The organism is Zobellella endophytica (assembly GCF_003012775.1).
Classification (GTDB): domain Bacteria; phylum Pseudomonadota; class Gammaproteobacteria; order Enterobacterales; family Aeromonadaceae; genus Oceanimonas; species Oceanimonas endophytica.
Genome location: NZ_PXYG01000004.1, coordinates 43,482 through 66,528, shown reverse-complemented (window position 1 = coordinate 66,528; position 23,047 = coordinate 43,482). Strand labels below are relative to the sequence as shown.

Annotated in this window: 23 protein-coding genes and 1 riboswitch; of the genes, 5 read left to right on the top strand and 18 right to left on the bottom strand. The window is 63.7% G+C overall.

Annotated elements, in window-relative coordinates; all coding sequences use genetic code 11:
- Nucleotides 1-349: 349 nt before the first annotated feature.
- From hemN to C7H85_RS10830, 5 genes are read right to left on the bottom strand one after another with little or no spacing between them, the layout of a single operon-like run.
- Entirely contained in the window at nucleotides 350-1,720 is a 1,371-nt protein-coding gene (gene hemN / locus C7H85_RS10850; RefSeq protein WP_106729733.1) for an oxygen-independent coproporphyrinogen III oxidase, read from the bottom strand.
- A 15-nt stretch (nucleotides 1,721-1,735) separates the two neighbouring features.
- Nucleotides 1,736-2,179 (bottom strand): DUF2489 domain-containing protein, encoded by a 444-nt coding sequence (locus tag C7H85_RS10845; RefSeq protein WP_210433640.1) that lies wholly within the window; start codon nucleotides 2,177-2,179, stop codon nucleotides 1,736-1,738.
- A gap of 11 nt (nucleotides 2,180-2,190) precedes the next feature.
- Complete coding sequence (yihI, locus tag C7H85_RS10840; RefSeq protein WP_106729731.1) at nucleotides 2,191-2,730, bottom strand: Der GTPase-activating protein YihI; 540 nt, start codon at nucleotides 2,728-2,730, stop codon at nucleotides 2,191-2,193.
- On the bottom strand, nucleotides 2,727-3,389 hold the full coding sequence (locus C7H85_RS10835; RefSeq protein ID WP_106729730.1) for a class I SAM-dependent methyltransferase: 663 nt from the start codon (nucleotides 3,387-3,389) through the stop codon (nucleotides 2,727-2,729). Before C7H85_RS10835 ends, yihI begins: the two co-directional genes overlap by 4 nt.
- 41 nt (nucleotides 3,390-3,430) lie before the next feature.
- Nucleotides 3,431-4,048 carry a c-type cytochrome gene (locus C7H85_RS10830; protein ID WP_106729729.1) on the bottom strand — a complete coding sequence of 206 codons (618 nt, stop codon included), beginning with the start codon at nucleotides 4,046-4,048 and terminating at the stop codon, nucleotides 3,431-3,433.
- Nucleotides 4,049-4,190: 142 nt separating this feature from the next.
- Here C7H85_RS10830 and yihA point away from each other — a divergent pair, with 142 nt between their 5' ends.
- The 3 genes from yihA (at nucleotide 4,191) to C7H85_RS10815 (ending at nucleotide 6,800) form a co-directional block, all read left to right on the top strand.
- The gene (gene yihA, locus C7H85_RS10825; RefSeq protein WP_106729728.1) at nucleotides 4,191-4,841 is read left to right on the top strand and encodes a ribosome biogenesis GTP-binding protein YihA/YsxC; all 651 of its coding nucleotides are present in this window, start codon (nucleotides 4,191-4,193) and stop codon (nucleotides 4,839-4,841) included.
- The gene (rsuA, locus tag C7H85_RS10820) at nucleotides 4,841-5,527 is read left to right on the top strand and encodes a 16S rRNA pseudouridine(516) synthase RsuA (RefSeq protein WP_106729727.1); all 687 of its coding nucleotides are present in this window, start codon (nucleotides 4,841-4,843) and stop codon (nucleotides 5,525-5,527) included. Before yihA ends, rsuA begins: the two co-directional genes overlap by 1 nt.
- A gap of 103 nt (nucleotides 5,528-5,630) precedes the next feature.
- A complete protein-coding gene (locus C7H85_RS10815; protein ID WP_106729726.1) occupies nucleotides 5,631-6,800 on the top strand; it encodes an HDOD domain-containing protein in 1,170 nt (389 codons plus the stop codon).
- 2 nt (nucleotides 6,801-6,802) lie between these two features.
- Here C7H85_RS10815 and mnhG read toward each other — a convergent pair whose 3' ends face one another.
- The 9 genes from mnhG to polA all read right to left on the bottom strand — a co-directional run bounded on the left by mnhG (nucleotide 6,803) and on the right by polA (nucleotide 16,756).
- On the bottom strand, nucleotides 6,803-7,177 hold the full coding sequence (gene mnhG / locus C7H85_RS10810) for a monovalent cation/H(+) antiporter subunit G (RefSeq protein ID WP_106729927.1): 375 nt from the start codon (nucleotides 7,175-7,177) through the stop codon (nucleotides 6,803-6,805).
- The gene (locus C7H85_RS10805; protein ID WP_106729725.1) at nucleotides 7,170-7,445 is read right to left on the bottom strand and encodes a cation:proton antiporter; all 276 of its coding nucleotides are present in this window, start codon (nucleotides 7,443-7,445) and stop codon (nucleotides 7,170-7,172) included. Before C7H85_RS10805 ends, mnhG begins: the two co-directional genes overlap by 8 nt.
- 4 nt (nucleotides 7,446-7,449) lie before the next feature.
- On the bottom strand, nucleotides 7,450-7,923 hold the full coding sequence (locus tag C7H85_RS10800) for a Na+/H+ antiporter subunit E (RefSeq protein WP_106729724.1): 474 nt from the start codon (nucleotides 7,921-7,923) through the stop codon (nucleotides 7,450-7,452).
- A complete protein-coding gene (locus C7H85_RS10795; RefSeq protein WP_106729723.1) occupies nucleotides 7,920-9,422 on the bottom strand; it encodes a Na+/H+ antiporter subunit D in 1,503 nt (500 codons plus the stop codon). The genes C7H85_RS10800 and C7H85_RS10795 overlap by 4 nt, the downstream gene beginning before the upstream one ends.
- On the bottom strand, nucleotides 9,419-9,766 hold the full coding sequence (locus tag C7H85_RS10790) for a Na+/H+ antiporter subunit C (RefSeq protein ID WP_106729722.1): 348 nt from the start codon (nucleotides 9,764-9,766) through the stop codon (nucleotides 9,419-9,421). The genes C7H85_RS10795 and C7H85_RS10790 overlap by 4 nt, the downstream gene beginning before the upstream one ends.
- Nucleotides 9,767-10,198, bottom strand: coding sequence for a Na+/H+ antiporter subunit B (locus C7H85_RS10785; RefSeq protein ID WP_106729721.1), 432 nt, complete (start codon nucleotides 10,196-10,198; stop codon nucleotides 9,767-9,769).
- The gene (locus C7H85_RS10780; RefSeq protein ID WP_106729720.1) at nucleotides 10,195-12,492 is read right to left on the bottom strand and encodes a putative monovalent cation/H+ antiporter subunit A; all 2,298 of its coding nucleotides are present in this window, start codon (nucleotides 12,490-12,492) and stop codon (nucleotides 10,195-10,197) included. Before C7H85_RS10780 ends, C7H85_RS10785 begins: the two co-directional genes overlap by 4 nt.
- 216 nt (nucleotides 12,493-12,708) lie before the next feature.
- Entirely contained in the window at nucleotides 12,709-13,515 is an 807-nt protein-coding gene (gene thiD, locus C7H85_RS10775) for a bifunctional hydroxymethylpyrimidine kinase/phosphomethylpyrimidine kinase (RefSeq protein WP_106729719.1), read from the bottom strand.
- A gap of 41 nt (nucleotides 13,516-13,556) precedes the next feature.
- A riboswitch (TPP riboswitch) is annotated at nucleotides 13,557-13,653 on the bottom strand.
- A 361-nt stretch (nucleotides 13,654-14,014) separates the two neighbouring features.
- On the bottom strand, nucleotides 14,015-16,756 hold the full coding sequence (gene polA / locus C7H85_RS10770; RefSeq protein ID WP_106729926.1) for a DNA polymerase I: 2,742 nt from the start codon (nucleotides 16,754-16,756) through the stop codon (nucleotides 14,015-14,017).
- Nucleotides 16,757-17,067: 311 nt separating this feature from the next.
- Here polA and elbB point away from each other — a divergent pair, with 311 nt between their 5' ends.
- The gene (gene elbB / locus C7H85_RS10765) at nucleotides 17,068-17,715 is read left to right on the top strand and encodes an isoprenoid biosynthesis glyoxalase ElbB (RefSeq protein WP_106729718.1); all 648 of its coding nucleotides are present in this window, start codon (nucleotides 17,068-17,070) and stop codon (nucleotides 17,713-17,715) included.
- A gap of 371 nt (nucleotides 17,716-18,086) precedes the next feature.
- Here the strand turns inward: elbB and C7H85_RS10760 are convergent, their stop codons facing one another.
- The 3 genes from C7H85_RS10760 to C7H85_RS10750 all read right to left on the bottom strand — a co-directional run bounded on the left by C7H85_RS10760 (nucleotide 18,087) and on the right by C7H85_RS10750 (nucleotide 20,630).
- A complete protein-coding gene (locus tag C7H85_RS10760) occupies nucleotides 18,087-18,749 on the bottom strand; it encodes a 7-cyano-7-deazaguanine/7-aminomethyl-7-deazaguanine transporter (protein ID WP_106729925.1) in 663 nt (220 codons plus the stop codon).
- 178 nt (nucleotides 18,750-18,927) lie between these two features.
- Complete coding sequence (locus C7H85_RS10755; RefSeq protein ID WP_106729717.1) at nucleotides 18,928-19,194, bottom strand: DUF3630 family protein; 267 nt, start codon at nucleotides 19,192-19,194, stop codon at nucleotides 18,928-18,930.
- A 2-nt stretch (nucleotides 19,195-19,196) separates the two neighbouring features.
- Entirely contained in the window at nucleotides 19,197-20,630 is a 1,434-nt protein-coding gene (locus C7H85_RS10750; protein ID WP_106729716.1) for a protein adenylyltransferase SelO, read from the bottom strand.
- Nucleotides 20,631-20,882: 252 nt separating this feature from the next.
- On the opposite strand from C7H85_RS10750, the gene C7H85_RS10745 reads away from it, so the two are divergent.
- A complete protein-coding gene (locus C7H85_RS10745) occupies nucleotides 20,883-21,182 on the top strand; it encodes a c-type cytochrome (protein WP_106729715.1) in 300 nt (99 codons plus the stop codon).
- Between the two features lie 30 nt (nucleotides 21,183-21,212).
- Here C7H85_RS10745 and recQ read toward each other — a convergent pair whose 3' ends face one another.
- Nucleotides 21,213-23,039: a DNA helicase RecQ gene (recQ, locus tag C7H85_RS10740; RefSeq protein ID WP_106729714.1), complete on the bottom strand. Its 1,827-nt coding sequence runs from the start codon at nucleotides 23,037-23,039 to the stop codon at nucleotides 21,213-21,215.
- Nucleotides 23,040-23,047: the final 8 nt, after the last annotated feature.

Sequence of the window (23,047 nt, the reverse complement as noted above, 5' to 3'; positions counted from 1 at the left end):
CCGCCCCATCCCTCAATCAGGCGAGGCCCATTTTTGAGTAAGGAAATCCTTACTATAGCAGGAGGATACCAACTTTAGTCCCATCAGCTCTGTGGTATTGAAATGAAGCGCCCTACTCCATGGAGGCAAGGCAGAATAACCAAGGTATGAGACTTTAATCTGGATATCAGCGGCCACGAACAGCGGATCATTGCGAGAATGGCGAGATACCTCAATAAGGGAAACCTTATTTAAGGGTAAGGAATACCCTATGACGAAAGGTCCCCTACGGGAAGGTAAGCAAAAGGCCGGAGCGGGCGGCAACCCCGGTCCGGTAAACTCCCTCCTGCGTCGGAGTCGCCCCTCGCGCTCAGATCACCCGGGAGAACTGCTGCATCCGGGCCTGGCGGCGCAGGTGCACGTCGAAACACATGCAGATGTTGCGGATCAGCAGCCGGCCCTTGGGCGCCACCCGGATGGCGCCGGCGCCCAGCGCCACCAGGCCGTCGTCGACGAAGGTCTGCAACAGCGCGATATCCTCGGCGAAGTAGTCGGCGAAGCGGATGCCGTATGCCCGCTCCAGGGGCGCGACCTCCAGCTCGAAGTTGCAGATCAGGGTCTTGATCAGATCCCGGCGCAACCGGTCGTCCTCGTTCAGGGCATAGCCCACCGTCTGGGCGTGGCCCAGTTGGTCGAGCCGGCCGTAGTAGCGCTTGAGATCCTTGTGGTTCTGGGAATAGGCGTCGCCGATCATGCTGATGGCGGACACCCCCAGCCCCAGCAGGTCGCAATCGCCCTGGGTGGTATAACCCTGGAAGTTGCGGTGCAGCTCGCCCCGGCGCTGGGCCACCGCCAGGCTGTCGTCCGGCAGGGCAAAGTGATCCATGCCGATGAACTGGTAGCCCTGGCCGGTGAGGTAACCGATGGTGTCCTGCAGCATGGCCAGCTTCTGGGCGGGTTGGGGCATGTCCGCCTCGTTCAGCTTGCGCTGGGCGGCGAAGCGGCTGGGCAGGTGGGCGTAGTTGAACACCGACAGCCGGGCCGGCCTCATGGCCGCCACCTGCTCCAGGGTATGGCGGAAGCTGGCCGGGGTCTGCAGCGGCAGACCATAGATCAGGTCCAGGTTGGTGGACTCGAAACCGAGTTCGGCCGCGTGTTTGACCAGCGCCTTGATGAAGTCGTTGTCCTGCTCCCGGTTCACCACCTTCTGCACCGCCTTGTCGAAGTCCTGCACCCCCAGGCTGATGCGGTTGAAACCTTCCTCCTTCAGCACTTCCAGCACCGACAGCGCGATTTCCCGCGGGTCAATCTCGATGCTGAACTCGCCCCGTTCGGCGAAGCGGAAATGGCGGCGCAGCAGGCCGTTGAGCCGGCGGATCTGCGGTTCGGTGAGGAAGGTGGGGGTGCCGCCGCCCCAGTGCAGCTGGGTCACGGTGCGGCCGGCGAACAGCGGCGCCAGGCGCTCGACCTCCCGCTCCAGGTAGTCCAGGTAGACGTCGGCCTTGCCCTGGTGGCGGGTGATCACCTTGTTGCAGCCGCAGTAGTAACACAGCTTGTGGCAGAAGGGCACGTGCACGTAGAGCGACAGGGGTCGCTCGGGATAGCGCCCGGCGGCGGCCTCGAACTCGGCCATGCCGAAGGATTCGTTGAACTCCAGGGCCGTGGGGTAGGACGTGTACCTGGGCCCCGAATAGTTGTATTTCTCGATGAGGGACTGATCCCACTCGATGCTTGCTGACATTGCCTCCTCCCCGGGTCAGCGACCGGGCAGTTCCAGGCTGGCCAGCCGCTCGACCTCAATTTTTATCCGAGCTTCAAGCTCGTGTTCGAAACCGGCGCGCTGCAGATCCAGACGCATGATTTCGTTGCGCTTGTATTGCTTGCGCGCCTCGTGGGTCGGCATCTCCTTGACCTTGTCATAGAGATCGTAGAGGCCCGGGTAGTCCTGGGCAAAATCCCTCGGCCGGCTGAACTGCAGGGTGTTGAGCAGATTGGTCAGGCGAATGGCCCCTTCCGACAGGTTGCACTGATCGTCGCGCACCGCCATGGCGATGGTACGGATGCTGTCGAGGATACGCGTATTGCGCCGAATGATGGCCTGTTCGCGCCGTTGCGTCTGCTGCTTCAGCCGGGCCAGCAGGATACCCGCGTACACCGCCAGACCCACTATGATGAGGCCGCCCAGCAGGGCGGCCATCAGCCAGGGTGAGATCATGACTTATCTTCCTTCTCCTGGTATTGCGCAGGATCAAGATCCGCGTCCATAAAGCGGGTCCAGAGGTCATCGCCCTCTTCCGGCGCCTCGTCCTCTTCCTCCAGCAGGCCGAGCTGCTCCAGCAACTGCTGGTGACGGGCCAGGGTCTGATCGAGCCAGGCGGCGTCGTCCTTGTCCAGCTTGTCGCCGGCGTCGACTCGGTCCAGCAGGGCGTTGAGCCGCTCGTCGTTCTCCAGCCGCTCCAGTTCCTGCTCCGGGGTCAGGGCCTCGGGCTTGGCCACCCTGACCCTGGCGACCGGTGCCGCCCTGGTCTCGTCCTTGATCAGCGCCACCGGTTTTTTGGAGCCCAGACGCGGATCCTTCTGCACCTTGGCGGCACCGCCGCCGGACTCGCCGCCCGGGTTATGACGAGAGCCGGGAGCCAGTCCCTTGCGCCTGGCCTTGCGCTTGCGCTCCCTGCTCTGCTCGGCATTTTCCCGACTTTCCTTGCGGGTCCCGAGTTGACCCGGCGTGCGGGTCTTTTTAATACGTGTCATACAGACTCCGGTTTTTGCAGAAGTATCACATCGGCACCGATGAATTCGATGCCGAGCCCGTCCCGGGTCGCCAGCCAGAGGAAGGTGTCCCGGCTGAAAAAGCTGACATGGGTGGGATCCTGTTTGTAGTGCCAGTGGGCAAAGGCCGCCTGGTCGCGGGCCAGCTTGGTCATCAGCCCCAGCCAGCCGCCGGGCCTGAGCATGGCCAGCAACTGCCGCCATTCCCGTCCCGGCTGGTAAAAGTGTTCTATCGCCTCGCTGCAGGTCACGAAGTCGTATTGCCGCCGCAACCGTTCGGGATGATCCGCATAATAAGGATCATAGGTGGTGGTGGCAAAACCCGCCTCGGTGAGCATGGCGGCCAGGGCCGGCCCCGGCCCGCAGCCGAAATCCAGCCCGGTGCTTGCGGGCGCCAGCCGCGCCGTCAGCGGCTCGGCCAGTCGGCTCAGGAAACGCCGGTAACCCGGATCGTCCACCTGGTTGCGGTGCGTGTCGTACACCGTCTTCTCCGCCGCCGCGCCCAGCCGTTCGGCGGGCGGCACGAAAATCAGGCTGCACCGGCGGCAACGGAGATAGCATCGCCGTCGATCCTGCCAGAACAGGGGCGTCTCGGTATGGTGACAGAGGGGACAGGGAACGTCTTGCGACTGCACGGACATGGCAAACCAGGAAAGCCGGGGGGCGCAGGCCCCCCTTTGAATTAACGCAGACCTACTACGTATTGAGACAGGACTTCGATGTCCGCGTCGGTCAGCTTGGTGGCGATGTCGCGCATCATGCCGTTGGGATCGTTTTCGCGCGCACCGCTGCGGAACGCTTCCAGCTGGGCCTTGATATAGGCCGGGTGCTGGCCGGACAGGCGCGGGAACTTGGCCGACTCCAGGCCTTCGCCACGGGGACCGTGACAGGCGATACAGGCGGTGATACCACGCTCGATGTCGCCGCCCTGGTACAGGGCGGCGCCCTGCTCGATCACCGCTTCCGATACCGCGACGGGGGTGACCGCTTCGCTGGCATAATAGGCGGCCAGATCGGCCATGTCCTGCTCGGACAGGGGCATTACCATGCCGGCCATGATAGCATTGGCGCGGCCGGTACCACCAGCGGCGGCCGCCTTGAACTCAAGCAGCTGTTTTTCGATGTAGGAGGCGTGCTGGCCTGCCAGTTTAGGGTACATATCGGTCGGACTGTTGCCATCATTACCATGACAAGCGACACAGGTGGCGGCCTTGGCTTTGCCGGTTTCGGCATCGCCCTGAGCCTGCGCTGCACCGACAACTCCGAGCATTAAGGCTAGCGTGAAAACAATTTTTTTCATGACGTTCCGACTTCTCGTTGTAAGAGCTTCCAGATCACATACCAGAGGCGGCATGTTACAATGCGACTTAAAAAACGGCACCATTTTACACGATTTTGCGAGAAAGTAAGCAAGGCGGGTTCAGAACCTCGGGGATTTCACATTGGATAACAAGCAGATAAATTTCAACGCAGCCCGCTTTATCACCAGCGCGCCCAACATCAAACATATGCCGGAAGACACCGGCGTGGAAATCGCGTTCGCGGGACGGTCCAATGCCGGTAAATCGTCCGCCTTGAACACCATTACCCAGCAGAAAAGCCTGGCCCGGACCAGTAAAACCCCGGGCCGCACCCAGCTGATCAACGTGTTCGAGCTGAGCGAAGGCAAGCGGCTGATCGACCTGCCCGGCTACGGCTACGCCAAGGTACCGGAAGAGATGAAGCTGAAATGGCAGGCGGCCCTCTCCGAATACCTGCAGCAGCGCGACAGCCTCAAGGGCCTGGTGGTGCTGATGGATATCCGCCATCCGCTGAAGGACATCGACCAGCAACTGCTGCAGTGGGCCTGTGACTGCGAGCTGCCGGTGCTGGCGCTGCTGACCAAGTGCGACAAGCTGAAATCCGGCGCCCGCAAGGCGGAAGTGCTCAGGGTACGTGAAGCCGTGGCCATCTTCGGCGGCAATATCCGGGTCGAGGCCTTCAGCTCGCTCAAGGGCACGGGCCTCGACCAGGCCAGGGCCATCCTCAGCGAATGGCTGCTGCAGGACGAGGTGGCGGCCGAGCCCGCCACCGATGAAGGTGAACAAGCCTGATGCGCCTCGATCGTTTCCTGTGCGAGAGCACCGGCCTGACCCGCTCCCTGGCCAAGAAGGCCCTGCACCGGGGCGAGGTCACGGTGGATGGCATCATTGTCAAAAAGGGTGATCTGCACGTCCGGGAGCAGGAGGTGCGCCTGGAAGGGCGTCTGCTGAGTCTTCATCCGTCCCGCTACATCCTGCTGCACAAACCCAAGGGCTACATCAGCGCCACCCAGGATGAAGACCATCCCTGCGTGCTGCAGCTGTTGCCGCCGGAACTGTGCCGCGACCTACAGTGCGCCGGCCGACTGGATGTGGACACCACCGGCCTGCTGCTGCTCACCGACGACGGCCAATGGTCCCACCGCCTGCGTTCGCCGAAGAAGGCCTGCGGCAAGGTTTACCGGGTGGATCTGACCGAGCCCCTGGCCGAAGGCACCGCCGCCCGCTTCAAGGAAGGGGTCATGCTGCACGGCGAGCCCAAACCCACCCAGCCCGCCACCCTGGACGTGCTCAGCCCCACCCGGGTACTGCTGACCATCCAGGAAGGCAAATACCACCAGGTGAAACGCATGTTCGCCGCCGTGGGCAACAAGGTGGTGGGCCTGCACCGGCTGCAAATCGGCGCCATTCGCCTGGACGACAACCTGGCGGAAGGCGAATGGCGCCACCTTACCGAAGAAGAAATCGCCTCGGTGTGAAGCGCGGAGCGGGAAACCGCCCTTGCGACCTTATGGGTATGGCGTCATCCCCGTCCGGACAATAGACTGAGCCCGACCGGCGCTACAGATATGGCGAGCCCGAATGAAGGTACTGATCCTTGAACACCATCTCCCCACGGCGGAGTTGCTGGAAACCGTGATCATGGGGCTGGCACCGGACATTGGGGTGCACATGAGTCGCAGCATCGAAGACGCTATCCGTGTCTGGCACCGCCACCTCCCTTCCCTGGTGATCAGCGAATGGAGCCTGCCCGACGGCTCGGCCCTGGCCCTGGTCCGCCATATCCGGGCCAGGGACAAAACCACTCCCATCATCATGCTCAGTGCGCGCACCGATAAGGAAACGGTACTCACCGCCGCCCGGTACGGCATCAGCGGCTTTATCGCCAAACCCTTCGATGTGGCCCTGCTACACCAGCGGCTACAGCCCTTGCTGAGGACGGATACCGCTCCCGACCGCCCCGCTCCTCCTCCCCTCGACCGCTATCTGGCCGAGACGGCCGAACGCGCCATACAACTGCCCACGGACATCGAGCAGCAGGCAGTGCTGGCCCTGATGGAGCGCCGCCAGGAGCTGTCTCCGGCCGAACTGGCCCGGCACTGGCGCGGCTTGGCCGCACTCTCGGCCAGGCTGCTGGATATCGCCAACAGCGCCTCTCTGGGCCGGGCCGGCAAACCCATCTGCAAGCTGGAAGAAGCCATCGCCGCCATGGGCGTGGAGATGGCGCTCAACCAGGCCTTCGCCCTGTCCCTGGACATTTCCCGCTCCCTCGCCGATCCCCGCCTGGGCGAGCGGGCACGCTACCATCTGCAGCAGGCCGAGCAGGTGGCCGCCATCGCCCGAGGCATGGCGCTCAGCCTGGGGCTGGAAGGCGTCGCCTTCTACACGGCGGGGCTGCTGAGCCGGGTGGGCGAACTGGGCGTGCTGCGCGCCTTGCAGGATTTTATCCGACAGGGCGGCTCGATATCGGAGCCACAGATAGACGACAGCCTGAGCCGCTGGGCCGCCGGCTATGGCAACCGGCTCAAGATACAGTGGCGCCTGCCATTACACCTGCGCGAACTGATCGGCGCCGTGCATCAACTCAAGAGCAGCAGCGCCGACCGGGGGCCACTACTCATGTACCTGGCGGCCATGACGGTGGCAGGGCAACAGCAGCAGGACGAGGCCCTGCGCCTGATGCGGCGAGTCGGACTGGATGCCGACAGGTGGCAGCGCCCCAAGGCGCTCCCGCCGACCGACGACTGCTGACCTCAATCCTCTTCCCGCTTGCGCGAGGAGCTGCCGAGCTGGTGGGTCTTGAGATCGTAGCGTTCCTTAATCACATCCTTCACCGTACCCTCCCACAGCTTGATGCCCACGAAGTAACCGGCCCGGGCCAGCACATGGGCCGCCACCGGCGCCGTCATGATCACGAACACCACCACCGCCAGGGCCCGCACCACCACGCTCGCCTCCTGGAAATATACCGCAAAACCGCAGGCCATCAGGCCGGCACCCAGGGCACCGGCCTTGCTGGTGGCGTGCATCCGGGTCAGCAGGTCCGGCATGCGGATGATGCCCAGCCCCGCCAGCAGCATCAGGAAGGAGCCGAGCAGCATGAACAGGCTGGTAATGATTTCAGTCATCATCGCGCTGGCCTCCCCGTTCCAAGTAACGGGCGAAGCCCACCGCCGCCATAAAGGATGTCAGCGCCAGCACGATGGCCACGTCGATAAACTGCGGGGTATCGTAGGCCACGCTGTAGAGCACGATAAAACCGACGGTCATGGAGGCGATCACCTCCAGCGCCACCACCCGATCCGGCAGGGTCGGGCCGAGCAGCAGCCGGGCCGTCGCCAGCACCAGCCCCAGGCTCAGGAACACGAAAGACAAGGTAAGGGCAAGGTCGAACATAGGCTTATCCCAGCAAATCGATAACACGGGCCTCGAGGGCCTTGAACTCCGCCAGTTGGCGGGACTCGTCATCCAGGTACATCAGGTGCACATAGAGCACCTTGCGGTCGCTCGACACGTCCAGCGCCAGGGATCCCGGGGTGGCGGTGATCAGGTTGGCGAACATGGTGATGGCGCCGTCATCCTTCACATCCAGCGGAATGGCGATCACCCCCGGCCGCATCAGGTGGGTGGGGGTGAGCACGTCGTAGGCGACCCGGGCGTTGGCCTTGATCAGATCCCAGATGAAGAACAGCACGAAGCTGACTATCTTGGGCAGCTTGCCCAGATAGCGGGCGAACATCGGCTTGTCCCGCCCCACGTAGGCCAGCACCAGGTAGCTCAGCACCATGCCGATAAAGAGGTTGCTGATGGTATAGGTGCCGGACAGGATGACCCAGGCCAGGGCCAGCAGCATGTTCCAACCAAAGGCTCTCATGGGCGTCCTCCCAGTACGGCGTCAATATACAGCTCCGGCGACAGCAGCTGCGCCGCCGTGTCCATCGCCAGCTGCACGAACCACTCGGCACCGAAGCCTATCCCCAGGGTGATCAGGGCCAGGCTCAGCACCGGCAGATAGAGCAGGTAGCGGTGCGGATCCGAGCCGCCGCGCAGGGGCTTGGCATCCTCCGGCAGCTCCTTCCAGAAGGCCTCGGCCCAGATCTTGATCATCGAATACAGGGTCAGCAGGCCCACGATCAGGGCGATGGCCACCATAAACCAGGATTCCGCCAGCACGCCCGCCTTGATCACCGTGTATTTGGCGAAAAAGCCCGACAGCGGCGGCAGCCCCGCCAGCGACATGGCCGGGATCAGGAACAGCAGCGCCAGCCAGGGCGCCGAACGGTACAGGCCGCCCAGCCGGGACAGGTCGTAGCTGCCGTGGTAGCGGTACATGACGCCGCTGATCAGGAACAGGTTGGTCTTCACGATGATGTGGTGAAAGATGTAGAAGACGCCGCCGGCGATGGCCAGGGGCGTGAACAGCGCCAGCCCCACCAGCATGTAGCCTATCTGGCTGACGATATGGAAGGAAAGGATGCGGCGCACCTCGAACTGGGCCGCCGCCCCCAGCACCCCGGTGAGCATGGTGAAGATGCCCATCCACATCAGCACCCCGTGATGGGTGAAGCTCACATCCTGCACGAAGATCAGGCTGAACACCCGGTACAGGGCATAGACTCCCACCTTGGTGAGCAGGCCGGCGAACACCGCCGAAATCGCCACCGGTGGGGTATGGTAGGAGGCGGGAAGCCAGAAAAACAGCGGAAAGGCCGCCGCCTTGATGCCGAAGGCGATCAGGAACAGCATGGCGATCACCGTGACCAACCCGGGCTGGTCGCCGTTGCCCAGCTTCTCGGCCAGGTCCGCCATGTTGAGGGTGCCGGCGTAGCCGTACAGCAGGCCGACGGCGGTGAGGAACAGCGCCGAGGAAATCAGGTTGAGGGTAACGTACTTCAGCGCCCCTTCCATCTGGGAACGCTCTCCGCCCAGGATCAGCAGGCCGAAGGAGGCCACCAGCATGATCTCGAACCACACATAGAGGTTGAAGATATCGCCGGTGAGGAAGGCGCCCACCACCCCGGACAGCATCAGATGCAGCAGCGGGTAGTAGCCGAAGGCCTCGTGGTTACGGCTCATGGTGGCGAGCGAATACACCGCCACCGCCAGGCCGATGACCCCGGTCACCACCACCATGATGGCACTGAGCAGGTCCGCCACCAGGGTGATGCCGTAGGGGGCGGACCAGTTGCCCACGTAGGTGACCAGTATGCCCCGGCTCTGTACCTGCGCCAGCAGATAGAGGCCGGCCAGCAGCAGGCCGGCACCGGAAAACACCGATATCCAGCGCTGCACCAGCCGCCAGCGCCAGCAGGTGAGGGTCAGGGCCCCGGCCAGCATGGGGATCAGAATGGGAATGATGACTTCTGCGTTCACAAATCTGTGCTCTTCATCTCGTTCATATCATCGGCGCCGATCACTTCGTAGGCCCGGTGGATCAACACCACGGCGAAGGCCAGCACCCCGAAGCTGATGACGATGGCGGTCAGGATCAGCGCCTGGGGCAGCGGATCGGCAATGGCGCCAACCGGCTGATAAAGCCCTTCCGGGATCAGCGGGGGGGCGCCGCGCACCAGGCCGCCGCCGGTAAAGATCAGCAGGTTGGCGGCGTTGGACAGTATCATCAGGCCGATCACCAGCTTGACGATGCTGCGCCGCAGCATCATAAACAGGGCGGTGGCGTAGAGGCCGCCGATCACGAAGGCGAACAGGTTTTCCATTTATTCCTCCACTTTGGCCAGCGACAGCATGATGGTGGACACTACCCCGATCACCACCAGATAGACGCCGATATCGAAAAACAGCGGGGTGCTCAGCTTGAGTTCGCCGATGCCCGGCACCGACAGGGTCCACCACTGGCTGGACAGAAAAGGCTGGCCGTGCAGCACCATGCCCACGGCGCCGCTGGCCAGCGCCAGCAGTAGCCCCGCGCCCATCAGCAACTGGGTTTCCACCCCCATCAGTTTCTTGGCGCTGCTGGCGTCGAAGGCGAACAGGTGCAGGGCGAAGGCGCTGGACGCCACCAGCCCGGCGATAAAGCCGCCGCCCGGCTCGTTGTGCCCGCGCAGCAGCAGGAACACCGAAAACAGCAGCAGCAGCGGCACCAGGAAACGGGTGGCGGTCTGCAGGATCAGGGACGAATCGGATCTCATTTCTGGTCCTCCCAGCGGAAGCGGATCATGGCGTTGACCCCGATGGCCGCCAGGGCCAGCACGAAGATCTCACCCAGGGTATCCAGCGCCCGATAATCGACCAGGATGACGTTGACGATATTGCGGCCGTGGGCCACCGCGTAGCTGTTCGCCACCAGGTAATCGGTAATGCCCTCGCCCAGGGACGACTGGTTGACGGTCAGCACCATCATGGTCACCAGTATGCCGAAGGCACCGGCCACCAGCGCATCGCGCCAGCGCACCATGGGGCTCGACAGATCCTGGAAACCGGGCAGGCGGAACAGCACCAGCACCAGCAGGATCACGGTCAGGGTTTCAATCAACACCTGAGTGATGGCCAGATCCGGCGCGCTGAAAAACACGTAGATCAACGCCATGGCGAAGCCCAGCACCCCCACCGCCGCCACCGCGCCCAGCCGTAGGTGGGTGGCGCTGGCATACACCACCGCCACCAGCATCAGCAGGCTGATCACCACCTCGTAGAAGCGTACCCCCTCGAACGACAGCCGGTAGATAAAGGCATCGTGGGCCCAGAAGGCGTAGGCCAGCAGGGCTATGGTGGTGAGCAGTATGGTCAGGATGTAATTGGTCATGTAGCCGTTCTGCAGCACCCGGGTCTGGCCGCGCGCCAGCACCACCAGGCCGTCCATCATTTTTTCGTAGCCCCGCTCCGGACCATAGGCCAGGGGCCGGATGGCCGCCGCCAGCGGCCGGTAGGCCAGATCCCAGTAACGATAAAGCACCGCGCCGGCCACCAGCGCCAGGGCGCTGAGCAGCAGCGGCAGATTGAAGCCATGCCACAGCGCCAGATCGAGCCCGCCCGCCGGGACACCACCGACGGCGGTGACCGCCGCCTGCAGCAGCGGCTCGGCCAGCCCGGGCAGCAGGCCCAGCAGCAGGCCGAGGCTGGCCAGCACGGTAAAGCCCAGCCGCATCGCCGGGGGGGCCTCATGGGGCTTTTTCGGGGTGGGCTTCAGGGCCCCGAAGAAAGGTTTCACCGCCACCAGGGCACTGGCGGCGACGATGCAGATGGCGGTGATCACCGCCAATCCCGCCAGCAGGCCGGACAGGGCGCCGGCCCCCAGGGTCGCCTCGAGCATCAGCTCCTTGGCGATAAAGCCGAACAGCGGCGGCACCCCCGCCAGCGCCAGGGCCGCAACCCAGACAAAGAACGCGGTCTGCGGCATGGGGCCACGCAGGCCGCCCAGCTCGCGCACGTCCTTGGTGCCGGTTTCGTGATCCAGGGTGCCGGCGGCCATAAAGAGCGCCCCCTTGTACAGGGCGTGGGCCAGCAGGAACACCATGGCCGCCTGCAGCGCGTAGGGGGTGCCGATGCCGATCAGCATGGTCAGGGTGCCCAGGGCCATCACGGTGGAAAACGCCAGGATGCGCTTGAGATCGGTGCTGCACACCGCCATCACCGCCCCCACCGTCATGGTGACGGCGCCGAACAGCGACAGGGTCAGCATCCAGGCCTCGCTGCCGGCCATCGCCGGTTGCAGCCGGGCCATCAGGTAGACCCCGGCCTTGACCATGGTGGCCGAGTGCAGGTAGGCGCTGACCGGGGTCGGCGCCGCCATGGCGTTGGGCAGCCAGAAATGGAAGGGGGTCTGGGCCGACTTGGTAAAGGTGCCCGCCAGGATCAGGATCATCATGCCGAGGAACAGCGGGTGCGCCTGCAACGACCCGCCCCGGTCCAGCAGTTCGTTCAGCTCGAAGCTGCCGCCGATATAGCCCAGCAGGATCAGCCCCGTCATCAGCGCCAGGCCGCCGCCCACGGTGACGATAAGCCCCTGCAGCGCCGCCTTGCGCGCCTTCTCCTGCTCGTGGTTGAAGCCGATCAGCAGGTAGGAGGTGATGCTGGTCAGCTCCCAGAACACGAACAGAGAGATCAGGTTGTTGGACAGCACCAGGCCGAGCATGGAAGCCATAAAGGCCAGCAGGTACATCAGCAGCTTGTGGATGTCCTTATGGCCCTCGAGGTAACTGCCGGCGTAGATCAGGATAAAGGTGCCGATGCCGCTGATCAGCAGGGCGAACATCAGGCTCAGGCCGTCGACCAGGAAATTGAGGCTGATATCGAGGCTGGGGATCCAGTCATAACCGATCAGCACCGGCTGGCCGCCGGTGACCGCCGGCCAGAAACTCAGGAAATACCCGAACAGCGTCGCCGGCAACAAGGCCAGGCACCAGCCGATCTTCGACCCCAGCAGGGGCGAGAGACGGGGCACCAGCGCGGCCAGAATAAAACCTGCTAAAACAGCAACGAGCATAGGCAAAAAGCCTCCTTTCAATGCCTATTCAGGCGACAGGATCAGCTGTAAAGAGGGGAGAAACGGCACGGTACGCAGACTATAGTAAGGAAGTAATTAGATTAACTATCAAGCAGTTAATTAATTATTTTTGAGTTGTTATGGAGCACGATACTACAAGCCCCCCCTGCAAAACGCAAGCGAAGGCGGGCCCGGAAAGAGCCCCCGCAACCCCGCCTAGCGGCGGAAGAAGTGATCCACCGGCCCCCTGCCACCGCCGATGCGCAGCGTACTGCCGGCCAGGATGGCCCTGTCGATGTAGTGCTTGGCGCTGGCCACCGCCAGCTCCAGCGACAGGCCCTGGGCCAGGTAACAGGCCAGGGCGGCGGACAGGGTGCAGCCGGTGCCATGGGTGTTGGCGGTGACCACCCGCGGCGCATCGAAACAGCGCACCTCGTCCGCGGTGATCAGCCAGTCGGGGCTGCGGGCCTCCCGCTGCCAAAAACCCCCCTTGAGCAGCACCGCCCGGCAGCCGAGGCCGGACAGGGCGGCCAGCAGGGGCTCCACTTCCCCCGGGCCGGCGGGGATGTCGCGGCCGGTCAGGCGGGCCGCCTCGGGCAGGTTGGGAGTGATCACGTCGGCCAGAGGCAGCAGCTCTTCGCGCAGGGCGGCCACCGCCTCCTCGGCCAGCAGCATGTCACCGTTGGCGCTCACCATCACCGGATCCATCACCAGGTGGGCCGGCCGATAACGGCGCAACGCCTCGGCCACGGTGCGGATGGTCGCGCCGTCGCCGAGCATGCCGACCTTCACCGCCGCCACCGGCAGATCGCCGAATACCGCCTCCAACTGGGCGCGGATCATCGGCTGGGGCACCGGATGCACGGCGCTGACGCCACGGGTGTTCTGGGCGGTGAGGGCGGTGATCACCGAGCAGGCATAGCCGCCGGTGGCGGAAATGGCCTTGATGTCGGCCTGAATGCCGGCGCCGCCGCCGCTGTCGGAGCCGGCGATGGTCAGAATAACGGCCTTGTGGTTGTGCATGTCCTTATGGTCCTCCCCTGGCGCGGAGTGACCGGCCGGCTGGCGCCCGCCCGTTAGTTTCCTACGCCAGCATTGACTGGATCAGGTTCGCGGGTCCGGCGATGCCGTCTCAGCCCTGGGGCTCCCCGACTAACTCTGGCCCGATGATAACGGCGCCACCGGGCAAAAGCCAGCACGGCGCCGACAGCAGGAACGGCGATTTATAACGTAATTAAGCAACATTAAATATGTGTATTACTCGTCGTTCGGGAAGGGCTTACGGGAGCATGGGCAGGGGCTGCCCCCGACGAAAGGAAGCTATCGCCGGATGGCGGACAAAAAAATGCCCCCGGGAAACCCCAGGGGCGGCCTAGCCAGCCATATTCAATTACGTGAAATAAAAGGTTGTAAGACATAACGCCTTACCTCTGTACCCTACGCCGCAAACTGTACAGCAGCTGACCAGATAAAAAAAGCAGTTTACGTAATATATTTTCAATTTTGTTAGTGAACTACCGCTTTAGTGAGCCTGATCCCAGTTGTCCCCCACCCCGGCCTCCACCAGCAGCGGCACGTCCAGGGTCGCCGCCTGCTCCATCAGGGTCCGGATCTGCTCCTTGTAGGCGTCCACCTTGTCCTCGCGGATCTCGAACACCAGTTCATCGTGCACCTGCATCAGCATGCGCACCTCGCCTTCCGGCAGCCCGGCCAGCCAGGCGTCCACCCGGATCATCGCCTGCTTGATGATGTCGGCGGCGGTGCCCTGCATGGGAGCGTTGATGGCGGCACGCTCGGCGCCCTTGCGCCGGGCACCGTTCTTGGCGTTGATCTCGGGCAGGTACAGCCGGCGACCGAACAGGGTGGACACATAGCCCCGCTCGGCGGCCTGGGTACGGGTCTCCTCCATATAGCGCAGCACCCCCGGGTAGCGCTCGAAGTAGATGTCCATATAGGCCTGGGACTCGGCCCGGGGAATGCCCAGCTGGCGCGACAGTCCGAAGGCGCTCATGCCGTAGATCAGGCCGAAGTTGATGGCCTTGGCCCGGCGTCGCTGCTCGCCGGTCACCTGCTCCACCGCCACCCCGAACACCTCGGCGGCGGTGGCCTTGTGGATATCCAGCCCCCTGGCGAAGGCGTCGAGCAGGCCCTGGTCCCGGGACAGGTGCGCCATGATGCGCAGCTCGATCTGGGAATAGTCCGCCGCCACCAGCCGGTAGCCGGGCTCGGCCACGAAGGCCTGGCGGATGCGCCGCCCTTCCGGGGTGCGGATGGGGATGTTCTGCAGGTTGGGATCGGAGGACGACAGCCGGCCGGTGGCGGCGTTGGCCTGGTGGTAGGAAGTATGGATGCGGCCGCTGTGCTCGTTGACCATCAGCGGCAGCTTGTCGGTATAGGTGGACTTGAGCTTGCTCAGGACCCGGTGCTCCATCAGCAGTTTGGGCAGCGGGTAGTCCAGCGCCAGCTCCTGCAGCACCTCCTCGGCGGTGGACGGCGCCCCCTTGGGGGTCTTCTTCAGTACCGGCAGCTCGAGCTTGTTGAACAGGATCTCGCCCAGCTGCTTGGTGGAGCTCAGGTTGAAGGGCTCGCCGGCAAGCGTATGGGCCTCCTGCTCCAGCTCCTTGAGCCGCTTGGCGATCTCGTCGCTCTGGATGGCCAGCAGCTGGCTGTCGATGCGCACCCCGGTGTATTCCATGCGCGCCAGTATCGGCACCAGCGGCATCTCGATGGTCTCGAACACCCGCTGCAGCTCCGGCTCGGCCGCCAGTTTCGGCGCCAGATGGTGGTGCAGCCGCAGGGTGATGTCGGCGTCTTCCGCCGCGTAGGGCCCCGCCTGCTCCAGCGGGATCTGGTTGAAGGTGAGCTGCCTGGCGCCCTTGCCGGCGATGGATTCGAAGGAAATGGTGTCCTGATTGAGGAAAAAGGCCGCCATGCTGTCCATGTCGTGCCGGGTCTGCACCGAGTTGAGCACATAGGATTCGAGCATGGTGTCGAGCAGGGCGCCCTTCATCTGGATGCCGTGGTTTTTCAGCACATTGGCGTCATACTTGAGGTTCTGGCCCAGCTTGACCTTTTGCTCGTCCTCCAGCAGCGGCTTGAGCGCCCCCAGCACCGCCTCCTCGCTCAATTGCGCCGGCGCGTCCAGGTAGTCGTGGCCGAAGGGCACATAGGCGGCCCGTCCCGGCTCCACCGCGAAGGACACCCCTACCACCCGGGCATCCCGGTAGTTGAGGCTGGTGGTCTCGGTATCGAAGGCGAAATAGGGCGCCCCCTGCAGCCGTTCGATCCAGGCTTCCAGTTGCTCCTGCTCCAGCACCAGCTGGTAGTCGGTCTCCGGGGCCGGCGTGGCCGGTTCGGCGGCGGCCGCCTTCCCCTCGCCCCGCTCCAGTTCTTCCAGCAGGCTCCTGAACTCGTATTCCCGGTAGAGGGTCGCCAGGGCGTCCCGGTCCGGCTCGCCCGGTTGCAGCTCGGCGGGACCGAACTCCAGCGCCACGTCGGTCTTGATGGTGGCCAGCTCCCGGGACAACTGCACCATCTCCCGGTGCTCGAGAAACTTGGCGGCGAAGGTCTTGGCGCCGCGGAAGCCCAACCCGGCGATCCGCTCCGGATCGGCAGCGACATCCTTGATGGAGCCCAGCCCCTGCAGCAGCGCCAGGGCCGTCTTCTCTCCCACCCCCGGCATGCCGGGAATGTTGTCCACCTTGTCGCCCACCAGGGCCAGCAGATCCACGATCCGTTCCGGCGGCACCCCGAACTTCTCGATCACCCCTTCCCGATCCATGAAGCTGTTCTTCATGGTATCCATCAGCAGCACATGATCCGACACCAGTTGGGCCATGTCCTTGTCGCCGGTGCTGATCACCACGTCCAGCCGCTGCTCGGTAGCCTGGCGCGCCAGGGTGCCGATGACGTCGTCCGCCTCCACCCCGTCCTCGATCAGCAGCGGCAGGCCCATGGCGCGGATGATGGCATGGATGGGCTCCACCTGGCTGCGCAGATCGTCGGGCATGGGCGGCCGGTTCGCCTTGTAGTCGGCGTACATGTCGTTACGGAAGGTCTTGCCCTTGGCGTCGAACACCACCGCCACCCGGGACTCGGGAAACTGCTTGTGCAGGCTGCGCAACATATTGGTCACCACCCGGATGGCGCCGGTGGGACGACCGTCGCTGGTGCGCAGATCGGCCTGCTGGGAGGCGAAATAGGCACGGTACAGATAGGAGGATCCATCGACCAGGATCAGGGGTTTGGCAGGAATGGCAACCATGGTGTCTTTCTCGTTGGTACGTTGGCCGCTAGAATGCCACAGCAGGGCCAGGGACACCACGGCGGAGCCCGGCGGAGCTGTGGATAACTCTGTGAAAAGGGGATCGTGACCGGATCTTGATGAAATAAAATAAAATATATTTATCAGTGACTTATAATTTACATAAGGATCTTGATAACTGATCTTGGGATGTGGAAAGTCGGCAGCAAAGAAGATCTGCGCAATTGTTGACCGGAATTAATGCTAGCACAGTTCCGGGGGAGCACCCGGGGCTGGATCACAATTTTGAAAGCCGACAAAAGGAGAGCCATATGAAAAAAGTTGCCGTTATCTTGAGCGGCTGCGGCGTCTATGACGGCGCGGAAATCCACGAAGCCGTGCTGTGCCTGCTGCACCTGTCCCGCCACGGCGCCGGCTACCAGTGCTTCGCTCCCGACAAGCTCCAGCATCATGTGGTGAACCACCTCACCGGCGAAGAGCAGGCCGGCGGCCGCAACGTGCTGGAGGAAGCCGCCCGCATCGCCCGGGGCCAGATCAGGCCACTTCATGAGCTGAATGCCGCCGACTTCGACGCCCTGCTGCTGCCCGGCGGCTTCGGCGCCGCCAAGAACCTGTGCGACTTCGCCTCCAAGGGGGCCGACACCAGGGTGGATCCGCAAGTGCTGGCCGCCTGCAAGGCCTTCGCCGCTGCCCGCAAGCCCGCCGGTTACTGCTGCATCGCCCCGGTGCTGATCCCCCACGCCTATCCGGCCGGGGTCAAGGGCACCATCGGCACGGATGCGGGTGTGGCCGACGCCTTCACCGCCATGGGCGGCGAGCATATCGGTTGCGCCGTGACCGACGTGGTGGAAGACAGCCACTACAAGGTGATCTCCACCCCCGCCTACATGCTGGCCGAGAACATCGCCGAGGCGGATACCGGTATCGGCAAGCTGGTGAAGCGGCTGCTGGAAATGTAAGAACCTGTGTACGAGCGTCGCGAGCGATGGCCAGGCTAGGCGAAAATCGGCGAGAAAGCGGAGTGTACAAGTAGTACATGAGCATTTTGAGCCGTTTTTCAACGACGTATGGCCGAGCACAGCAGCTCGTAAACTGGTGCTAAAAAAAGGGCCGGCATAAAAGCCGGCCTGAAAACTCTGGAAGCAATGTGAGCAATGTCGTGCCTTCGCAAGTTGTCTTCACCTACACCTAGAAGAAGTGGAAGTCATTCCCGGAAAGCAAGTTAACGATAATCGTTATCATTTATAATTGCAAACAAATTTCTCGCTTTTCTCCAATAAAAAACGGGCTCCGGTGGCCACCACCGGAACCCGTCCTCGCCGCGCCGCCATCAGTAGCCGGTCTGTACCCGTGGTGCGGGCTCGCCCACAAACTTGCGGCTCAGGTATTTGAGCAGCAGGCCGTAGGCGGGCACGAACAGCGCCAGGCTGAACACCAGCTTGAAGGTGTAATCCACCCAGGCGATTTCCACCCAGTGTTCCGCCATGAAGGGATCCGGCGAGCGGTAGAAGGCCAGGCTGAAGAACGCCAGGGTATCCACCAGGTTGCCGAAGATGGTGGAACAGGTCGGCGCCACCCACCATGCCTTGATCTGGCGCAGCCGGTTGAACACCGACACATCCATGATCTGGCCCAGCACATAGGCCATAAAGCTGGCCAGGGCGATGCGGGCCACGAACAGGTTGAACTCGGACAGGGCCGCCAGCCCCTGGTAACGGGCTTCGAAGAACAGCACCGACAGCACGTAGGAAGTGGCCAGCGCCGGCAACATCACGTAGAAAATGATACGCCGGGCCATGCCGGCACCGAAGATACGCACCGTCAGATCGGTGGCCAGGTAGATAAAGGGAAAGCTGAGCGCCCCCCAGGTGGTGTGGAAGCCGAACAGGGTGAAGGGCAACTGCACCAGGTAGTTGCTGGCGGCGATGATGGCGACATGAAACAGCGACAGCCGGATCAGCGCCGTGCGGTATTGAGCGGGAGAAATCACGATGTTTTCACCTTTTTGTTCAATGGGGTAAGGGAACCCATCCCGGTGCGGTCTGGACAGGCCGCAGTATAAGGCCGCGCCGTCAATTGACAACCGCCTTGTTTTTGAGCACCGGAATGCGAAGCGGCACCATTTTAGCCGTTCTTCGGGAATTTGTCTTCACTTAAAGATAAAAGCAGCCCTAACGGGAAAGGCCCCGGTTCCACTGTGCCGTCAGCCAGTCGGATGCGTCCCGATCCTGCTCGCCCAGCGGCTGCAGCCAGGCGGCGTCCGCATAGTGCTGGAAGCACAGCAGCAGCCGACTGCCCTCGAAGGCCACCAGCCACTGGTGGTAGTCGGCGCCCTCCTCCCGCTCGACAAGCTCGAGCTCCAGCTCCCGCACCAGGGCCTCGGCCCAGGCGGGAAAGTTTTCCATGGTCAGGATAATGTCGGTAGTCAGTGTCTTCATCGTCAGGAACTGCAGGAAATACAGAGTTGTCCGGCCCATTCGGGGGCCGGGGCGGCGTAATCATCGAATTCGGGCTGTTCGTCGAAGGGCCGCGCCAGCACCATCAGCAGCCGGTCCGCCTCGCTCATGTCGCCCTGCTCGGCCCGCTCTATGGCCTGCTGGGCCAGGTGGTTGCGCAGCACGTACTTGGGGTTGACCGCGTTCATCTGCGCCGCCCGATCCGGCTGGCACTTACCGTCCCGCGCCAGCCGGGCCTGGTAGCGGGCGAACCAGTCGTCCCAGGCGCCGGCGTCGCTCAGCAGGGCGAGCAGCGATTCGGGCACTGTCCCGTCGGGCGCCAGCTGCGCCAGCCGGCGGAACCAGCAGCTGTAATCGACCCGCTGTGCCGCCATCAGGTTGAACATGTCGCGGAACAGCGCCGGATCCTCGTCCTCCCAGGCATCCAGCCCCAGTTTCTGTCGCATCAGTTCGGAATAGGTCGACATCAGCCGGTGTTCGTACTTGCCCAGGGCCTGCTGCAATGACTCCAGCTCGATCACCCCGGACAACGCCTGGGCCAGCCGCTGCAGGTTCCACATGCCTACCGCCGGCTGCTGATCGTAGGCATAGCGGCCGCCGTGATCCGAATGGTTGCAGATATGGCCCGGATCGTAGGCATCGAGAAAGCCGTAGGGGCCATAGTCCAGGGTCAGGCCCAGCATCGACATGTTGTCGGTGTTCATCACTCCGTGACAGAAACCCACCGTCTGCCATTCGGCGATCAGGATGGCGGTGGCTTCCACCACCCGCTCGAACAGGGCGGCATAGCCGGCCTGGTCCTTGCCGAGCTCCGGCCACTGGGTCTCGATCAGGTAGTCGAGCAGGGCGGGGATGCGCTGCGGCTCGCCGCTGTAGTAGAAATATTCGAAATGGCCGAAGCGCAGGTGGCTCTGGGCGGCGCGCAGCACGGAGGCGCCCGGCTCCACCTGCTCCCGGAACACCGGCTCCTCACTGCCCACCAGGCACAGCACCCGGGTAGTGGGGATGCCCAGGTGGTGCATGGCCTCGGACGCCAGGTATTCGCGCAGGGAGGAACGCAACACCGCCCGGCCGTCGCCGAAGCGGGAATAGGGGGTCTTGCCGGCACCCTTGAGATGCAGATCCCAGCGCTGCCCGTCGGGGGCCACCACCTCGCCCAGCAGCAGGGCGCGGCCGTCGCCCAGCCGTGGACTGAAACCGCCGAACTGATGGCCGGCGTAAACCTGGGCGAAGGGCTCCATCTCCGGCAACAGCCGGGTGCCGGCGGTGATGTCCAGCCACTGCCGCTCACTCAATGGCATGCCCAGCTCCTCGGCCAGGGTGCGATTCAGCAACAACAGCCGGGGCGACTGCAGCGGCGTCGGCTCGACCCGAGTGCCGGCCCAATCAAAAGTTGCATATAGATTGTTTAATATCACATTTTCATCCTGTTGCCGTCGACCGTGTTTTCTTTTTCACCATGGCTTACTTTATACTGCCTCGGCTCAGTAAATGGCTGATCCCGACGCCGTACCTTCGGGCGCGGTGGCCAAGTGCCGATAAGCAGACCATGACACGCCGGAGATGCCGTGTCGAGCCCGCGCCGAGAGGCCGGCGGGGTCTGCCTGCGGAAACAGTCGTTTAAGGAAGCTCGGAAGCAACTTGTCTATATATAATAACGGAGTTCAACGATGAAAAAATTGATGACAGCCGCCGCCCTGATGGCGTTGATCAGTGCTCCCGCCTTTGCCGCCGGCGATGCGGAAGCGGGCAAGGCGAAATCCGCCGTTTGTGCCGCCTGTCACGGCGCCGAAGGGATTTCCGCCATGGATATCTACCCCAACCTGGCCGGCCAGAAAGCCGCCTACACCGCCAAGCAGCTGAAAGCCTTCCGCGACGGCGAGCGTAATGATCCCATCATGGCCCCCATGGCCAAGCCGCTGTCCGACCAGGACATCGAGGATCTGGCCGCCTACTTCGCCAGCCTGTAATGCCCGCACAGGGTCCGCTGATGGTGGGCCCTACTCCTGCCGGCGCAGCAGCGCCAGGAAGGCCGCGCCGAACCGCTCCAGCTTGCGCATGCCCACCCCGTTGATGCCCAGCAGCTCCGACTCGGTTTTCGGCCGGTAGCGGGCCAGCTCGGTGAGGGTGGCGTCGCTGAACACCACGTAGGGCGGCACGTCCGCCTCCTCCGCCAGCTGCTTGCGCAACTGCCTCAGCTCCTTGAACAGCGCCCTGTCCTCGGCCCGGCTCAAGACCGCCTCGCCCTTGTCCTTCTGCTTCACCCGTACCAGCCGGGGCTCCGCCAGCTCCAGCCGCACCTCGCCACGCAGCACCGGCCGGGCCGCCTCGGTCAGCTGCAGCACCATGTTGCGGGTGATGTTCTGGGTGAGCAGGCCGGAGTGGATCAACTGGCGGATCACGCTGACCCAGTGCTCCTGGCTCTTGTCCTTGCCGATGCCGTAAGTGGACAGCTTGTCGTGGCCGTGCTCGCGGATGCGCTGGGTGGCGGCGCCGCGTAGCACCTCCACCACGTACATGACCCCGAAATGCTGGCCCACCCGGTAGACGCAGGACAGCGCCTTCTGGGCATCCTCGGTACCGTCGTAGCGCTTGGGCGGATCCAGGCAGATGTCGCAGTTGCCGCAGGGCTCGCGCTGGTACTCGCCGAAGTAGTTGAGCAGCACCTGGCGCCGGCAGGTGAGCGACTCGGCGAAGGCGGCCATGACGTTGAGCTTGTACAGCTCCACCTGCAGCTGCTGTTCGTTGTCGCTGTTCTCCAGCAGCCGCCGCACCCGGCCCACATCACCCGGATCGTACAGCAGCAGCGCCTCCGCCGGCAGGCCATCGCGCCCGCCCCGGCCGGTTTCCTGATAGTAGGACTCGATGTTCTTGGGAATGTCGTAGTGCACCACGTAGCGCACGTTGGGCTTGTCGATGCCCATGCCGAAGGCAACGGTGGCCACCACTATGTCCAGATCGTCGCGGATAAACCGCTCCTGCACCGACTGGCGCAGCTCCAGCGGCAGTCCGGCGTGGTAGCTGGCGGCCCTGTGGCCGCGGGACAGCAGCCGCTCGGCCACTTCCTCCACCCGCTTGCGGCTGGAGCAGTAGACGATGCCGCACTGCCCCGGCTGCTCGGCCACGTAGCGCAACAGCTGGTCGATGCCCTTGAACTTCTCCACCAGGGTGTAGCGGATATTGGGCCGGTCGAAGCTGGCGATATGGATCAGCGGATCGGTCAGGCTCAGCCGGCTCAGCATGTCCTGGCGGGTGGCCTCATCGGCGGTGGCGGTGAGCGCCATCACCGGGATCCGGGGGAACCACTGCTTGAGCCGGCCCAGCGCCGCGTACTCGGGCCGGAAATCGTGGCCCCACTGGGAGATGCAGTGGGCCTCGTCGATGGCGAACAGCCCCAGCTCCAGCTCCCCCAGCCGCTCCATGAATTCGTGCTGCAGCAACCGTTCCGGCGACACATAGACCAGCTTGATCTCGCCCCGGCGCAGGCCGGCGAAGTGGCGCAGCATCTCTTCCCGGCTGAGCGCGCTGTTGATATAGACCGCGGCGACCCCGTTGGCGACCAGGGTGTCCACCTGATCCTTCATCAGCGAGATCAGCGGCGACACCACCACCGTCAGGCCCGGGCGCAACAGGGCGGGGATCTGATAGCAGATCGACTTGCCGCCGCCGGTGGGCTTGATCACCAGGGCGTCGCGCCCGGCTACCACCTCCTCGATGATTTCCTGCTGGCCGTCGCGGAAGGACTGGTAGCCGAATACCTGCTGCAATACCGCCAGCGGGCTGTCGGGAATGGCGATGGCATCGGTCGGTTCGGGCGAGGCAGTCATGGGGATCC

Excerpts from the sequence above, each read along its gene's own strand:
- C7H85_RS10755 (WP_106729717.1), bottom strand. The coding sequence starts at position 19,194 with ATGAAGACACTGACTACCGACATTATCCTGACCATGGAAAACTTTCCC.
- C7H85_RS10800 (WP_106729724.1), bottom strand. The coding sequence starts at position 7,923 with ATGAGAGCCTTTGGTTGGAACATGCTGCTGGCCCTGGCCTGGGTCATC.
- mnhG (WP_106729927.1), bottom strand. The coding sequence starts at position 7,177 with ATGACTGAAATCATTACCAGCCTGTTCATGCTGCTCGGCTCCTTCCTG.
- recQ (WP_106729714.1), bottom strand. The coding sequence starts at position 23,039 with ATGACTGCCTCGCCCGAACCGACCGATGCCATCGCCATTCCCGACAGC.
- polA (WP_106729926.1), bottom strand. The coding sequence starts at position 16,756 with ATGGTTGCCATTCCTGCCAAACCCCTGATCCTGGTCGATGGATCCTCC.
- yihI (WP_106729731.1), bottom strand. The coding sequence starts at position 2,730 with ATGACACGTATTAAAAAGACCCGCACGCCGGGTCAACTCGGGACCCGC.
- C7H85_RS10785 (WP_106729721.1), bottom strand. The coding sequence starts at position 10,198 with ATGAGATCCGATTCGTCCCTGATCCTGCAGACCGCCACCCGTTTCCTG.
- C7H85_RS10835 (WP_106729730.1), bottom strand. The coding sequence starts at position 3,389 with ATGTCCGTGCAGTCGCAAGACGTTCCCTGTCCCCTCTGTCACCATACC.
- rsuA (WP_106729727.1), top strand. The coding sequence starts at position 4,841 with ATGCGCCTCGATCGTTTCCTGTGCGAGAGCACCGGCCTGACCCGCTCC.
- hemN (WP_106729733.1), bottom strand. The coding sequence starts at position 1,720 with ATGTCAGCAAGCATCGAGTGGGATCAGTCCCTCATCGAGAAATACAAC.
- C7H85_RS10805 (WP_106729725.1), bottom strand. The coding sequence starts at position 7,445 with ATGTTCGACCTTGCCCTTACCTTGTCTTTCGTGTTCCTGAGCCTGGGG.
- thiD (WP_106729719.1), bottom strand. The coding sequence starts at position 13,515 with ATGCACAACCACAAGGCCGTTATTCTGACCATCGCCGGCTCCGACAGC.
- C7H85_RS10745 (WP_106729715.1), top strand. The coding sequence starts at position 20,883 with ATGAAAAAATTGATGACAGCCGCCGCCCTGATGGCGTTGATCAGTGCT.
- elbB (WP_106729718.1), top strand. The coding sequence starts at position 17,068 with ATGAAAAAAGTTGCCGTTATCTTGAGCGGCTGCGGCGTCTATGACGGC.
- C7H85_RS10830 (WP_106729729.1), bottom strand. The coding sequence starts at position 4,048 with ATGAAAAAAATTGTTTTCACGCTAGCCTTAATGCTCGGAGTTGTCGGT.
- C7H85_RS10780 (WP_106729720.1), bottom strand. The coding sequence starts at position 12,492 with ATGCTCGTTGCTGTTTTAGCAGGTTTTATTCTGGCCGCGCTGGTGCCC.
- C7H85_RS10815 (WP_106729726.1), top strand. The coding sequence starts at position 5,631 with ATGAAGGTACTGATCCTTGAACACCATCTCCCCACGGCGGAGTTGCTG.
- C7H85_RS10790 (WP_106729722.1), bottom strand. The coding sequence starts at position 9,766 with ATGGAAAACCTGTTCGCCTTCGTGATCGGCGGCCTCTACGCCACCGCC.